This is a genomic window from Methylobacterium sp. Leaf91 (assembly GCF_001422815.1).
Classification (GTDB): Bacteria; Pseudomonadota; Alphaproteobacteria; order Rhizobiales; family Beijerinckiaceae; genus Methylobacterium.
This window is the reverse complement of record NZ_LMMP01000005.1, coordinates 85811-98180: the sequence shown is the minus strand read 5'-3', so window position 1 is coordinate 98180 and position 12370 is coordinate 85811. Positions and strand designations below refer to the sequence as shown.

The following is a 12370-nucleotide window of genomic DNA, read 5'->3' as shown; positions in this document are numbered from 1 at the left end:
CGGCAAGAGTACAAATAAATATTTTCGTCTATGCAAATAACGATCGCTGCTTTAATTGTAGGTATTTCGCGAGAGAATTGCCCCTTTATCTATATGTGACCTTTAGGTGACATCCGCAGATGCGATGACGATACGTGGGGAATGAGATCCGGTGCTGGTGCGTCGATGAAGAAGAGCTTGCTCGAACGCAGCGCTCTTCCCATCACGCTCGAAGTAGAGGCACTGGATGATTCACGGTACCCGTCACGCGACATACACGCTCGGTCTCACCCTGTGCGTCGGCCTCGGCCTGACCACCCTGGCTTCAAGGCCGGTCCAGGCCGGTTCTGCGGCGCAACCGGGACAGACGGTCGGTCTCCCCGTTGGCGCCCAGCTTCCCGTCGGCCTCTACTTCGTGAACACGTCGAGCTTTGGTGTCCGCGATACCCGGCCGCTTGATTCCGAATCTAATATCAACCTGCCCACCTTCCTTTGGGCGACGCCCTGGAACCTGCTGGGCGCGCGCCTCAACCTAGCGGCGATCCAGCCGGTCGTAGCGTCGAGTCCGCGAGGCGCAGCCTATCAGAGCGGCATCGGCCAACCACTGCTCGCTACCCAACTTGCTTGGAACCTCGGCAACGATTTCGGCGTCAGTTATCTCTTCGGTGGATACCTGCCGATCGAGACGGAGTTCCTCACCCGGAACGCGTCCCTCAGCCACCGCTTCGCTGCGAGCTATACGGGTAACGGACTGAACCTGACCGCTAATCTGCTCTACGGAGTTTTCGTCGATCCGGTGACCGCCCAAGGTGTGGTCTATCCCGACTATCTCAACCTCGACCTCACTGCGACCAAGAAATTCGGTAAGTGGGAGGTCGGCCCGGTAGCCTTCGCCTCCACTGACATGCCCACCCGATTTCCCGGGTATCGCCGCCAGGGACAGATCGCCGTCGGCGGCCTCGTCGGCTACAATTTCGGGCCTGTGAACCTCCAGGCCTATGTCACGCGCGATGTGGTGGAGCGCAATTACGGTGGTCAAGAAACGCGCGGTTGGCTGCGGCTCATCGTGCCGATCTACAAGGAGAGCACCAATTCGGCGGCTCCCTCGATCCCGCTGAGCGGGCGGCAATCCCTGCGCTAGGGATTCCTCATAGAGCGTTCAAGCGAAAGGCCGACTCCAGCACGCTCCAGGCTCCGGTATCGATAAGGAGCGTGTTGCCGGTTTGAAGTCGGCATCCCCTGCTGGCGTCCATGCCTTCGAAGGCGGTCGTGACAAGGGGCCGTCGAGGAGGTGTCCTGCGAAGTTGGGACAGGTTGGCTGATGCAGGGGCACCGCCACGATGCGGGTAGCGCTTGCCCCCAGGTTCGACGTAGCCAACGCCATAAGGCGCAGCCCAGATCACCTCCACAGCCAAAGGTCCTCATTCCCAATGTTATGCATATAGATGCGCTCATCCGCGGCGAGAGCCTGCCGGTTCGGGTCGAACGTTGCAATAAGGCCTGCTATGAACGCCATACGTGGCTATGTGCCAATTTTTATACTTGAGATAGTCATTGTATCCCAAGATTAATTAGCAATAAAGTCATATTGCAAATAGTAACTTCGTCGGATAGTGCTACTTTTAGCCGAAACAGAATGGCAGAACGTCATCTGATAGAATAAATATTATTAATACACTGGAGTACGACGTATTTACACTAGCAAATGCTTTGCTCTGTTACTGTTTCGAAACATGTGTGTCCGGACGGGCGGGCATCGCCGTTCGGGCAGGTCGGCGTAAGGGAATTTCCTCTCTTTTGCGTGAAGTACAAGGCGGTGCGCCTTCGGGACAGGGCTGGGATTTACCGTAAACCGCCCATTAATCCGACTCGTCGAAACCTAGCGATCGTTGGGGCCGGGGCGACATGCGCTGGTCTCCGCGCGTGGTTTGTAAGGGTAACGGTGTATGCGTAGCGTTCACACGGCGATCGACAACGTGGTTCCCTTCCGACGTCCCGGCAGGCCCCAGCCCCAGGCTCCCGTCGTATCGCCCTCCCTAGCCGCGAGGCGGGTCGATCAGCGCGCGCTGATGGATGCGGTCTATGCCAGCGGAACGCTCGCGGTTGCGGCGGGTGATCGTGAGACTAAGCTGATCGCCGCCCGCCTGCAGGTCTACGGCTTCCTCACCGTCGAGGAATTGAGCGAAGAAGGGGCGTTGCGGCGCCTGCGTCCGTCCGAGGCTATCCGCGCCCAAGCCGACCGCCCCTGGCGCCTCTCAAAAGCAGCCTACGGCTCCGGCCTGTCTGTCACTGTCCCAGCCGCCGACGATTTCCTGTTCGACTCTTCCGCCGGCGCCTCAGCCTGATCCTTCCGTAAGAAGCACCTGCTGTCCTTGCTCATCGACGGCAGGCTCCGGAGGGAGCGGCTCTCCGGTGACAATGTGAATGGCAGCGGCGAGACAGCTAATTTCTTCGTCGCCGAAGATGCATCCCTGAACACCACCGGGGTAGATGCCCCGAGGTGCAGCTATCCGCTCTTGATAGTCAGCGTCTGCTTATACCCACGACGTTTTTCTTCACGAGCGACGACGTCAACCACCCGGCTCGACCATCGGCAGGTGGGTTCCTATGGCTAACCGGGAAATCTGACTGGGCCGAAGCATCGAGCCGAGCATCATCGAGCAAATCCACCGCACCGGCGTAAGGCCTGCTGTGGCGCACCTATACTTTGCTCGGCAGCGACCCAGGGGGGATGCCTCAGCGGTCGCGCTTATTTACCACCGCGCAGCCGGTCATTGGTCCACGGCTCCCGTTTATGACAGAGCACGTGACGAGAGATGTCGCCGCATCGGCATGGCTGTGGCGGGAGATGACCGCCTGCTCGCGGGCGCGGCGAGCTGCGGCTACGATCAGGTCTGGTGCAATCCCGGTAGCGATCCGCCCGGCCCGGCCGAACAGGTCATAGTAGTCATCGCTCGGCGTCTCCCCCTTGAATTGGACTCCGACAGCGGACGGGTCACCGCAGGCGAGTGTCAGCGTCATCCCGTTGGTGACCGACATTTCCGCGAAATCAACGGTGCGGTTGACGAGCGTGGCCTTCGTCTCAGCCACGACGCTGTCGATGAGATCCCCGCACGGATCTGCCTGGGCCGAACTGCTGAAGAATGACACGAGGGCGGCGGTCAGAATCATGAAGCGCATGGGAGTTAAACTAGGAGCGCTGCTCATCCCGTCGAGGAGGGAGTCAGATAACATTATTAGCTCCTATTGAACGTTCATTCATTGACGTTTGAATGAACGTTCAATAGATTTGCGGAGAGACGGGAGGCCGCGATGGGCGATCTAGGTTGGTACGATGATGTGGATGCGCCTCGCGATGGGATCTCCCAGCGCATTGTGGTCTCGGCCCGCTCCGCTTGCCGGATGTCCAATCTTCTGCCGGGGCTCTTGATTCTCGTCGGTTGGCTCGCTTTCATTGGCTGGACGGGTGCAGGATCGGATGGGTGGCAGGCGCGGGTCTGCGCCGACCTTGGTGAACATGCGTACTCCTGCGGATCGATCAATGCTCAAGGTGTGGGCATCGTCGCGAACACGGGGGCCGCATCATGAGCGCCGGCGTCCTCACTGAGCCTCGAAGCAGCCAGTCGACCCGCCGCCAGGACATCCTCGATGCCGCCGAGATTTGCTTCGTCCGCAATGGCTTCCACCGCACAACGATGCAGGATCTCGCCCGTCAAGCCGGGATGACCGCAGGCAACATCTACCATTACTTCAAGTCGAAGGAGGCCGTTGTCTTAGGCCTCGCGGAGCGTGAGCGCGGGCATGGTATGGCCCTCGTCGAAGAGATGGAGCGGGCCGGCGATCGCCGTGGGGCCCTAATGGGCATCCTCGAACGCTACTTCGCCCGGGCGACCCGCGAGAGCGCGGTCCTGCGCGTCGATCTCTGGTCCGAGGCCACTCGCAACCCCGACATTGCCGGCATGGTCGAGCGAGGCGAGACCGAGGCCCGCCTTTGGTTTGTCGAGACTCTTTCGTCTCTGGCAACCTCACCGGCCTGCGATGCCGCCATTCTCTACGACAAAACGCTGAACCCGCTGATGAAGGGCATTCTCGTGAACCTGGCGCTTTGGCCAGCCTTCAATCCAGCCCCCGCCGCGGCGCATTTGTGCGCCCTGATCGAGGCGGGACTGGACGGACGGCTGCCGACGGCGGCGCAGGAGGCGGAGGCCGGCGCGCTTCCCGTCTCGCTCGGTTTTCCGTCCCACTCTCTCTTGGAGGGTAGCCGATGAGTTCCGTCCTTAAGGTCGTTCGTCCCTTCGTTCTCATTCTTGGCCTACCGTCGGGTTCGGCCTTCGCTGAGGTCGCGCTGGCTCCAAACAAGCCGGCGCCGGCGGTGAGCACTGTCGAGGCGGCACGCCGCGAAATCGTCGAGCAGGTCGTCGTTACCGGATCTCTGGTTCCCCGTGACGAAATCCTGGTAACGCCCGAAATCGAGGGCTATCGGGTCACCGAAGTGCTGGTCGAGGAGGGCATGCGCGTAGAGCGAGGCCAGATCCTGGCGCGGCTCTCGCGCGATCTCATCGACCAGCAGATCGCTCAGCAGGACGCCCTGGTCAGCAAGGCGTCGGCCACCGTGCCGCAAGCACAGAGCAATATCGAGCAGGCGGAGGCCGCCGAGATGGAAGCGCGCCTTGCCTTCGAGCGAGCTAAGCAACTCATGAGTAGCGGCAACGGCACAGCGGCGATCATGGAGGGGCGCACTGCGTCCTTGCGTCAAACGGAGGGCAAGCTCGCCTTCGCGCGCAATGGTCTTGTCATCGCAAGGGCGGAACTCGCTCAGGCGCGGGCTCTGCGCGACGAACTCTCATTGCGCCTCGCCCGCACCGAGATCCGCGCGCCGGAAGCCGGTATCGTAAACCGCCGTACGGCCCGCGTCGGTATGGCAGCCTCCTCCTCTTCTGAGCCGTTGTTCAGGCTCATCGCCCGAGGCGAGATTGAGCTCGAAGGCGAGGTCATTGAGACCAAGCTGCCACTGTTGCGGGAGGGGGCACCCGCCTCGATGGAGCTTACCACTGGCGAGCGCGTGCGAGGGAGCGTGCGCGCCGTCTACCCGGAGGTCGATAAGGCAACCCGCCTCGGCAAGGTCCGCGTCCGGCTCGATCCCGATCCGCGCCTGCGTATTGGCACCTTTGCCCGAGGGGCCATTGAGGTCGCACGAACCCGTGGCATCACCGTGCCCCAGGCCTCCGTTCTGTATGGCGGGCCGCAACGCAGTAGCGTCCTCATAGTCGCCGATGGCCTCGTGGAGGCGCGGACCGTGCGCACCGGCATCTCAGACGATGACGATATCGAAATCCGCTCAGGCCTCAACCAAGGCGAGGCCGTGGTCGCGCGCTCTGGAAGCTTCCTGCGTAACGGCGACCGGGTCCGCGCCATCCCGGTTGCCGTTACGCCCGCTCCCGCCGTCGCGAACGGCCCGTCCCCGCGCGAAACCGCTGAAGCCGGCATTCCCTGAAACAGCGCCCGGAACAGCCGGGCTCTGTTGTTTCCATCTCGCGAACACGGTTTGTGCCGATGCGCCTCAACGTCTCCGCCTGGGCGATCCGCAAGCCGATCGGCCCACTGGTTCTGTTCCTCGTCCTGATCGTTCTCGGCCTCGTCAGCTTTCGTGGGCTTCCAGTCACGCGCATGCCGAATATCGACGTGCCCATCGTCTCGGTGGCGATCACGCAGGCCGGCGCTGCCCCATCCGAGCTCCAGACCCAGGTGACGAAATGGGTCGAGGATTCAATAGCCGGCGTACGCGGCGTGAAGCACATCACCTCGGCGATCACAGAGGGATCCTCCGTCACGACGGTAGAATTTCGTCTTGAGGTGAACACTGACCGCGCGGTCAACGACGTAAAGGATGCAATCTCGAAGATCCGCATCAACCTGCCACGCACCATCGACGAACCGGTGATCAGCCGTGTCGAGATCGCAGGCCTGCCGATTCTGATCTACGGCGTGAAGGCCCCGGCGATGACACCTGCCGACCTCTCCTGGCTGGTGGAGGACAAGATCGCCCGCTCGCTCCAGGGGGTGAAGGGCGTCGGTGGGGTCGAGCGTGTCGGCGGCGTCGCGCGCGAGATCCGCGTCGTGCTCCAGCCCGACCGCCTGCTGGCGCTCGGCATCACCGCTGCGGATGTTAATCGGCAGTTACGCTTGACCTCAGCTGACATGGCGGGCGGACGTGGCGAGGTCGGTGGTCGCGAACAATCGATTCGGACGCTTGCCGCCTCTCGCACGGTACGTGACCTCAAGGCTACGTCCATCGTCCTACCGGGGGGACGCAAGGTTCGTCTCGACGATCTCGCTGTGGTGCAGGACGCCATCGAGGAGCCGCGCACCTTCGCCCGTTTCAATGGCGAGCCGGTCGTCGCCTTCGCGGTCTCGCGCGGCTCGGGCGCCAGTGATGCCGAGGTGGCGACAGCCATCGAGAAGCGCATCGACGAGTTCCGCAAAACCTATCCCGACGTGGCTTTCGACGTCATCGATTCATCGGTTTCGGCTACGATCGGAAGCTACGATTCGGCGATGCACACCCTGATCGAGGGCGCTGTTCTCGCTGTCATCGTGGTTTTCCTGTTCTTGCGGGACTGGCGCGCGACCTTGATCGCGGCGGTCGCCCTACCGCTCTCCGTCTTCCCGACCTTCTGGGCGATGGATGCGCTGGGTTTTACCCTCAACGGCATCAGCCTGCTCGCCATCACCCTCGTCACCGGCATTCTGGTGGATGACGCCATCGTCGAGATCGAGAACATCGTCCGGCACATGCGGATGGGGAAGTCAGCATACCGGGCGGCGATCGAGGGCGCCGACGAGATCGGTCTCGCCGTCATTGCCATTACCGCCACGTTGATCGCGGTGTTCGCGCCGGTCTCGTTCATGGGCGGTATCGCAGGCCGCTACTTCATGCAGTTCGGGCTCACCATCGCCGTCTCGGTGTTCATGTCGCTGCTCGTGGCGCGGCTGATCACGCCGATGCTCGCTGCCTATTTCCTACGCGACCACGGCCATCACCACGACGAACGTGAGGGATGGGTGATGCGCACCTATGGCCGGTTGGTGGGCTGGTCCGTGCGCCACCGCGTCATCACCCTCATCGTCGGCCTCGTGCTGTTTGCCGGTTCGCTCGCCTCCACCGGGTTGCTGCCCTCCGGCTTCGTGCCGAAGCAGGACAATGCCCGCACGTTGTTCATGGTGGAACTCGCGCCTGGCGCGAAGCTCGTAGACACCGTAGCTGTCGCTGACCGAGTGGTCGAACGCATCCGTTCCCTGCCGGAAGTCACCTCGGTCTTCGTCGATGGCGGTCGTCAGGTGGGTGGCAAGAAGGAGACCCGGCTCGCCACCCTCATCGTCAACCTGACTCCGAAGAACGCGCGCTCGAAGAAGCAGGCGGCGGTAGAGACCGACATCGCCGCGTTGCTGGCGGAGGAACCGGACATCCGCTCCTGGTCCCTGCGCGATTCCGGCCAGCGCGACCTCGCCCTTGTGGTTGGAGGGCCGGATGCCGAGATCGTCGCCGAAGTGGCGGCAAGGCTGCAGCGCGACATGGCGGCGATCCCACACCTCGTCTCCGTGATGTCGACCGCACCGCTCAACCGCACGGAAGTGCGCATCCGCCCGAAAGAGGGGGCCGCCGCCGATCTCGGCGTCTCCACAGAAACCATCGCCGAGACCGTACGAGTCGGGACGATCGGCGATATCGGCCTGAACCTGGCCAAGTTCAACGCCGTCGACCGCCAGATTCCGATCCGCGTTCAATTGCCCGAGGCGGCGCGCGGCGCGATTTCGCGGTTGGAGAACCTCAAGGTCCCAGCAAAGAACGGCGGCGCCGTGCCTCTCGCCGCTGTGGCTGATATCGAGCTCGACCAGGGACCGGGCGCCATCGAGCGCTATGACCGCGTAATCCGCGTGGCGGTCGAGGCCAACATGGAAGGGTCCGACGCGTTGGGCTCGCTCATCGCTCAAGCCCTGGAAACACCCACCGCGAAGTCGCTGCCGCCTGGCGTCACCATTCGCCAGACCGGCGACGCCGAGATCATGGGCGAGGTCTTCTCCGGCTTCCTGCTGGCGATGGGGGCCGGGATCATGATGGTATACGCCGTTCTCGTTCTCTTGTTCGGTTCGTTTCTTCAGCCACTGACGATCCTGTTCTCGCTGCCGCTTTCCATCGGTGGCGCGATCCTCGGCCTCCTCATCCTCAACATGCCGATATCGATGCCCGTGGTCATCGGTATCCTGATGCTGATGGGGCTGGTCACGAAGAACGCGATCATGCTGGTGGATTTCGCCGTGGAGGAGATGGCGCGCGGCGTCGACCGCGTCACCGCCATCGTCGATGCCGGCCGCAAGCGGGCGCGCCCTATCGTGATGACAACCATCGCCATGGCCGCCGGCATGGTGCCCTCGGCGATGGCGTTGGGTGTCGGTGGCGAGTTCCGCGCACCCATGGCGGTGGCGGTGATCTCCGGCCTCATCGTCTCCACCCTGCTCTCACTGGTCTTCGTGCCGGCCGTGTTCCTTCTGATGGACAGCCTCGGCGCCCTGCTCTGGCGCCTGTTCGGCCGCTTCGTCGGCGCCCGCGACGAGGCGCCGGTTTCCGACGCGATGGCTGGCTCCGCCCGCTGACGGTCCGTTGGCATGCGAGCATCGGTACCAGGAACTTTCCCGATCGACCGGTCGGGAGAGAGCTCTCACCTGCGGAATGCGGGACATTTGGAAGCACATTTCGCGAGCCCTCACCTATAGTTTCGCCTGTCGACAAGTCTATCGGCTCGCTGCCGACGCGAGGGCGCAATGAAGATCCGTCACCCCAAACATAATCGTTGCCTTCACCATGCATGTCTCGCCGATCTCGGCGGCACTCATCCTGGGACGATTCTGACGAATGGGGTTGATGGTCATGGGTTATCACGACGCGAGAATTGAAGCGGTTAGCTCCGCGAGCGCCTGGGCTTTTGCAGGCGCTCTCGCGCCGAAGCATGTTCGCCGCACCTATGGCAGGGCAGCCGTGGCTGCCGCCATCGAGAACGGGCTGATGCCCGAGGAGCTGTCCGAAGTGCTGGCTGGCCGCCGCGTCGTCGAGGCCTTTCCGGTCGATGGCGGAGAGAGCGTCTCCGACTACGCCCATCGGGCGGTGGCCGAGATGATGGTCGCCTATCTCAGTTACGCCCCGGCCTGACCCGCCGACTGCCTCTCCAGACATTCCATCGATCCATGAAGGCGGGCTGCTCGCGGCCCCGGAGACGACCATGACCGACGACCTGCTGTCCCGACGCCGCCTGCTGAGAGCGGGCGCCACCGTCGCGGCCGCCCTGCCCCTCGGCCTTACCGCGACGGCGGGGCGTGCCTGGGTTCCGGGCCCTGCTGTGCCCTTCGATCCCGGTCCCCTGTGCGCGCCGGCAGTGGCCACTGAGCCATGGAGCGGCCCGCTGCGGCCTGTGAAGCTCGCCTGGAACGCCAATGCCATCTGCACCGCCGCGGCCCCCGTCGCCAAGGAGCGGGGCATCTTCGCGGCGTACGGGCTCGACGTGGAATTCATCAATTTCGGCGGGTCTACGGAGGCCCTGCTGGAGGCCATCGCCACCGGCAAGGCCGATGCCGGCATCGGTATGGCCCTGCGCTGGCTGAAGCCCCTCGAACAGGGATTCGACGTCAAGATCACCGCCGGCCTCCATGGCGGTTGCCTCAGGCTGATCGGCGCAAAATCCGCAGGCATCAGCGACATTGCCTCCCTGAAAGGCAAGACCATCGCGATCAGCGACCATGCGAGCCCGGCCAAGAACTTCTTCGCCCTGCTCCTGTCGGATGCCGGTATCGATCCCGACAGGGAGGTGGAATGGCGGCAATACCCAGCCGATCTCCTCAACCTAGCCGTGGAAAAGGGCGAAGCCCAGGCTTTGGCCGATGCCGACCCGCGCACCTGGATCTGGCTGAAGGACCCGCGCTTCACCGAAGTGGCCACCAACCTGACAGGCAGCTTCGCCACGCGCTCCTGCTGCGTGGTGGCCCTGCGCGGCAGCTTGATCCGTAACGACCGGGCGGTTGCCACCGCCCTCACCCGCGCCATCCTCGAGGGTGGCCACCGCGTCGCCTCCGATCCGTTGGATGCCGCCGGCATCTTCTCGAATTACGGTGGCAAAGGGTCGGTGGAGGATCTGGCCGCGATGCTGCGCAGCCATACGCACGATCACCGGCCAGTGGGCGTCACCCTCAAGCAGGAGATCGCCCTCTACGGCGACGAACTGAAGCGCGTGAACGTGATCCGCCGCTCCACCGACACGGCGAAGTTCGCCGACCGGGTCTATGCCGACGTCCTGAGCTGAGGGGCATCCATGTCGAGTTCATTGACGGGGGCGTTCGGCGGAGGCTTCCGCCGGGCCGCCGAAGCGGATGCGGATGCCACGGTATCGAGTCGCTCCGCATGGCGAACTCGTCTCGCTGCCCTGTGGTGGGTCGGCCTTCTCGCCGGTTCCGTCTGGCTCGCCCTCGCGGCCCTCACGATCGGTCTGCCGGAGAACGGCGACTTTCCGTATTCCGCCACGTTCGGACATGGCGCCGGACTGATCGGTGCGGCCTTGCTTCTGGCGAGCCCCTTTCTCCCCGCCCTCGGCCGGGTCGGAGGCCGCCTTCGTCATTGGGGACCCTGGACGGTCGCCCTCGCCCTCGCCTTCACCGTCTGGGAACTGGTGACGGCCAAGTTCGAATGGCTGCCGATGCCGTTCTTCCCGCCTCCTCAGGCGATCCTGGAAGTCTTCGCAGAGGATTGGCCGAAACTCGGCGGCAGCATCGTCAATTCGCTGATCCTTCTGTCGGGCGGCTACCTCATCGGTGCCGCGGTCGGCTTCGTTCTCGGTGTGGCGGTGGGCTGGTCGCGGACGGCCGGCTACTGGGTCCATCCGGTCCTGCGCTTCGTCGGACCGCTCCCGGCCACCGCCTGGCTGCCGCTGGCCTTCTTCGTGTTCCCCTCGTCCTGGTCGGCGAGCACGTTCCTCGTGGCTCTGGCGACGGGTTTCCCGGTAACGGTGCTGACCTGGTCAGGGATCGCGGCCGCCAACAAATCCTATTACGACGTCGCCCGCACGCTCGGAGCCTCGCAGAGCTTCCTCATCCGCAAGGTCGCGATCCCGGCCGCGCTGCCTCACGTCTTCGTCGGGCTGTTCATGGGGCTCGGCGCCTCCTTCGCGGTTCTCGTCGTGGCCGAGATGCTGGGCGTGAAATCCGGCCTCGGCTGGTACCTGCAATGGGCGCAAGGATGGGCAGCCTATGCCAACATGTATGCCGCCCTCATCGCCATGGCGCTGATGTGCTCGACCCTGATCACCCTGCTGTTCCGCCTGCGCGACCGCGTCCTGTCCTGGCAGAAGGGGCTCGTCCAATGGTAGCGGTGACCCTCGAAGCGCCGACCGGCGCCTCCTCTTCCAGCCGGCGTGGAGCCCTCGCTGTCAGAGGTGTCTCCCACGCCTTCGACATCGGCGGTACGCGCCTGCCCGTTCTCGACGACATCGACCTGACCATCGCGCCGGGCTCCTTCGTCGCCCTGCTCGGGCCCTCGGGCTGCGGAAAGTCGACGCTGCTGCGCCTCGCCGCCGGTCTCGAACCGCCGGAATCCGGCACCCTCGCCCTCGACGGGGAGACGATCGCCGGACCCGATCCGGAACGGCTCCTCGTCTTCCAGGATCCGACGCTCTATCCCTGGCGCACGGTGCGGGGGAATGTCTCGCTGGGCCTGGAGGCGCGCGGGCTGCTTCGCCGCCATCGGCACCGCATCGACGAGGCGCTGGACCTCGTCGGGCTTGCCGACTTCGCCGAGGCCTATCCCCACCAGCTCTCCGGCGGCATGGCCCAGCGCACGGCGCTCGCCCGGGCTCTCGTCAACGATCCGAGCCTGCTCCTCCTCGACGAGCCTCTGGGCAAGCTCGACGCTCTCACTCGCCTCGCCATGCAGGGCGAACTCGTCCGGCTCTGGCAGGAGAGCCGCTTCACGGCGCTCCTCGTCACCCACGATGTCGAGGAGGCCCTCATCCTCGCCCAGCGGGTGATCGTGCTGAGCGACCGACCGGCTCGGATCAGGACCGAGATCGCGGTGGATGCCCCCTATCCGCGCCGCCGCGACGACCCGAAGCTCCTGAGCCTGCGCACCGAGATCCTCGGCATCCTCGCGGAGAAATGACCGCCATCGGAGGGGGCAAACGACCGCCATCGGACGGGCTCAACATGCGTCATGCGGCGGGCTTTACTCCAGCGCGGACGATCCGCCCGATCCTGCCTGTCCCGCGCTTGAAACCGGCTGGGATTCACGCGGGCGGAGGGTTGTATGAGCGACACGTCGAGTAGGGAGGAATGCCCCCGCCCGGCGATGGATGAC

11 protein-coding genes are annotated in these 12370 nt (G+C 64.1%); 10 read left to right on the top strand and 1 reads right to left on the bottom strand.

What is annotated here, in order from left to right; translation table 11 throughout:
* The first annotated feature begins 226 nt into the window (after positions 1-226).
* Both ASF32_RS06640 and ASF32_RS06635 read left to right on the top strand, forming a co-directional pair.
* Positions 227-1120, top strand: coding sequence for a transporter (locus ASF32_RS06640; protein ID WP_056425239.1), 894 nt, complete (start codon positions 227-229; stop codon positions 1118-1120).
* An 805-nt stretch (positions 1121-1925) separates the two neighbouring features.
* Positions 1926-2324: a hypothetical protein gene (locus tag ASF32_RS06635; RefSeq protein WP_056425232.1), complete on the top strand. Its 399-nt coding sequence runs from the start codon at positions 1926-1928 to the stop codon at positions 2322-2324.
* Positions 2325-2715: 391 nt separating this feature from the next.
* Here ASF32_RS06635 and ASF32_RS06630 read toward each other — a convergent pair whose 3' ends face one another.
* Positions 2716-3213 carry a hypothetical protein gene (locus ASF32_RS06630; protein WP_244477987.1) on the bottom strand — a complete coding sequence of 166 codons (498 nt, stop codon included), beginning with the start codon at positions 3211-3213 and terminating at the stop codon, positions 2716-2718.
* A gap of 78 nt (positions 3214-3291) precedes the next feature.
* Here ASF32_RS06630 and ASF32_RS24370 point away from each other — a divergent pair, with 78 nt between their 5' ends.
* The 8 genes from ASF32_RS24370 (at position 3292) to ASF32_RS06595 (ending at position 12175) form a co-directional block, all read left to right on the top strand.
* Positions 3292-3567, top strand: coding sequence for a hypothetical protein (locus tag ASF32_RS24370; RefSeq protein WP_082470160.1), 276 nt, complete (start codon positions 3292-3294; stop codon positions 3565-3567).
* Positions 3564-4247: a TetR/AcrR family transcriptional regulator gene (locus ASF32_RS06625; RefSeq protein ID WP_056425229.1), complete on the top strand. Its 684-nt coding sequence runs from the start codon at positions 3564-3566 to the stop codon at positions 4245-4247. The genes ASF32_RS24370 and ASF32_RS06625 overlap by 4 nt, the downstream gene beginning before the upstream one ends.
* On the top strand, positions 4244-5473 hold the full coding sequence (locus ASF32_RS06620; RefSeq protein ID WP_056425227.1) for an efflux RND transporter periplasmic adaptor subunit: 1230 nt from the start codon (positions 4244-4246) through the stop codon (positions 5471-5473). Before ASF32_RS06625 ends, ASF32_RS06620 begins: the two co-directional genes overlap by 4 nt.
* Before the next feature lie 59 nt (positions 5474-5532).
* Complete coding sequence (locus ASF32_RS06615; RefSeq protein ID WP_056425224.1) at positions 5533-8631, top strand: efflux RND transporter permease subunit; 3099 nt, start codon at positions 5533-5535, stop codon at positions 8629-8631.
* Positions 8632-9013: 382 nt separating this feature from the next.
* Positions 9014-9184 carry a hypothetical protein gene (locus ASF32_RS26375; protein WP_244477986.1) on the top strand — a complete coding sequence of 57 codons (171 nt, stop codon included), beginning with the start codon at positions 9014-9016 and terminating at the stop codon, positions 9182-9184.
* Positions 9185-9254: 70 nt separating this feature from the next.
* Entirely contained in the window at positions 9255-10328 is a 1074-nt protein-coding gene (locus tag ASF32_RS06605; RefSeq protein WP_056425223.1) for an ABC transporter substrate-binding protein, read from the top strand.
* Between the two features lie 9 nt (positions 10329-10337).
* Positions 10338-11387, top strand: a complete 1050-nt coding sequence (locus tag ASF32_RS06600; RefSeq protein WP_156467711.1) for an ABC transporter permease subunit — start codon at positions 10338-10340, stop codon at positions 11385-11387.
* Positions 11381-12175, top strand: a complete 795-nt coding sequence (locus tag ASF32_RS06595) for an ABC transporter ATP-binding protein (RefSeq protein ID WP_056425221.1) — start codon at positions 11381-11383, stop codon at positions 12173-12175. The genes ASF32_RS06600 and ASF32_RS06595 overlap by 7 nt, the downstream gene beginning before the upstream one ends.
* Positions 12176-12370 lie beyond the last annotated feature (195 nt).

Coding starts and splice junctions, on each gene's coding strand:
- ASF32_RS06595 (WP_056425221.1), top strand. CDS start 11,381: ATGGTAGCGGTGACCCTCGAAGCGCCGACCGGCGCCTCCTCTTCCAGC.
- ASF32_RS06630 (WP_244477987.1), bottom strand. CDS start 3,213: ATGTTATCTGACTCCCTCCTCGACGGGATGAGCAGCGCTCCTAGTTTA.
- ASF32_RS06615 (WP_056425224.1), top strand. CDS start 5,533: ATGCGCCTCAACGTCTCCGCCTGGGCGATCCGCAAGCCGATCGGCCCA.
- ASF32_RS06625 (WP_056425229.1), top strand. CDS start 3,564: ATGAGCGCCGGCGTCCTCACTGAGCCTCGAAGCAGCCAGTCGACCCGC.
- ASF32_RS06605 (WP_056425223.1), top strand. CDS start 9,255: ATGACCGACGACCTGCTGTCCCGACGCCGCCTGCTGAGAGCGGGCGCC.
- ASF32_RS06600 (WP_156467711.1), top strand. CDS start 10,338: ATGTCGAGTTCATTGACGGGGGCGTTCGGCGGAGGCTTCCGCCGGGCC.
- ASF32_RS06640 (WP_056425239.1), top strand. CDS start 227: ATGATTCACGGTACCCGTCACGCGACATACACGCTCGGTCTCACCCTG.
- ASF32_RS24370 (WP_082470160.1), top strand. CDS start 3,292: ATGGGCGATCTAGGTTGGTACGATGATGTGGATGCGCCTCGCGATGGG.
- ASF32_RS06635 (WP_056425232.1), top strand. CDS start 1,926: ATGCGTAGCGTTCACACGGCGATCGACAACGTGGTTCCCTTCCGACGT.
- ASF32_RS06620 (WP_056425227.1), top strand. CDS start 4,244: ATGAGTTCCGTCCTTAAGGTCGTTCGTCCCTTCGTTCTCATTCTTGGC.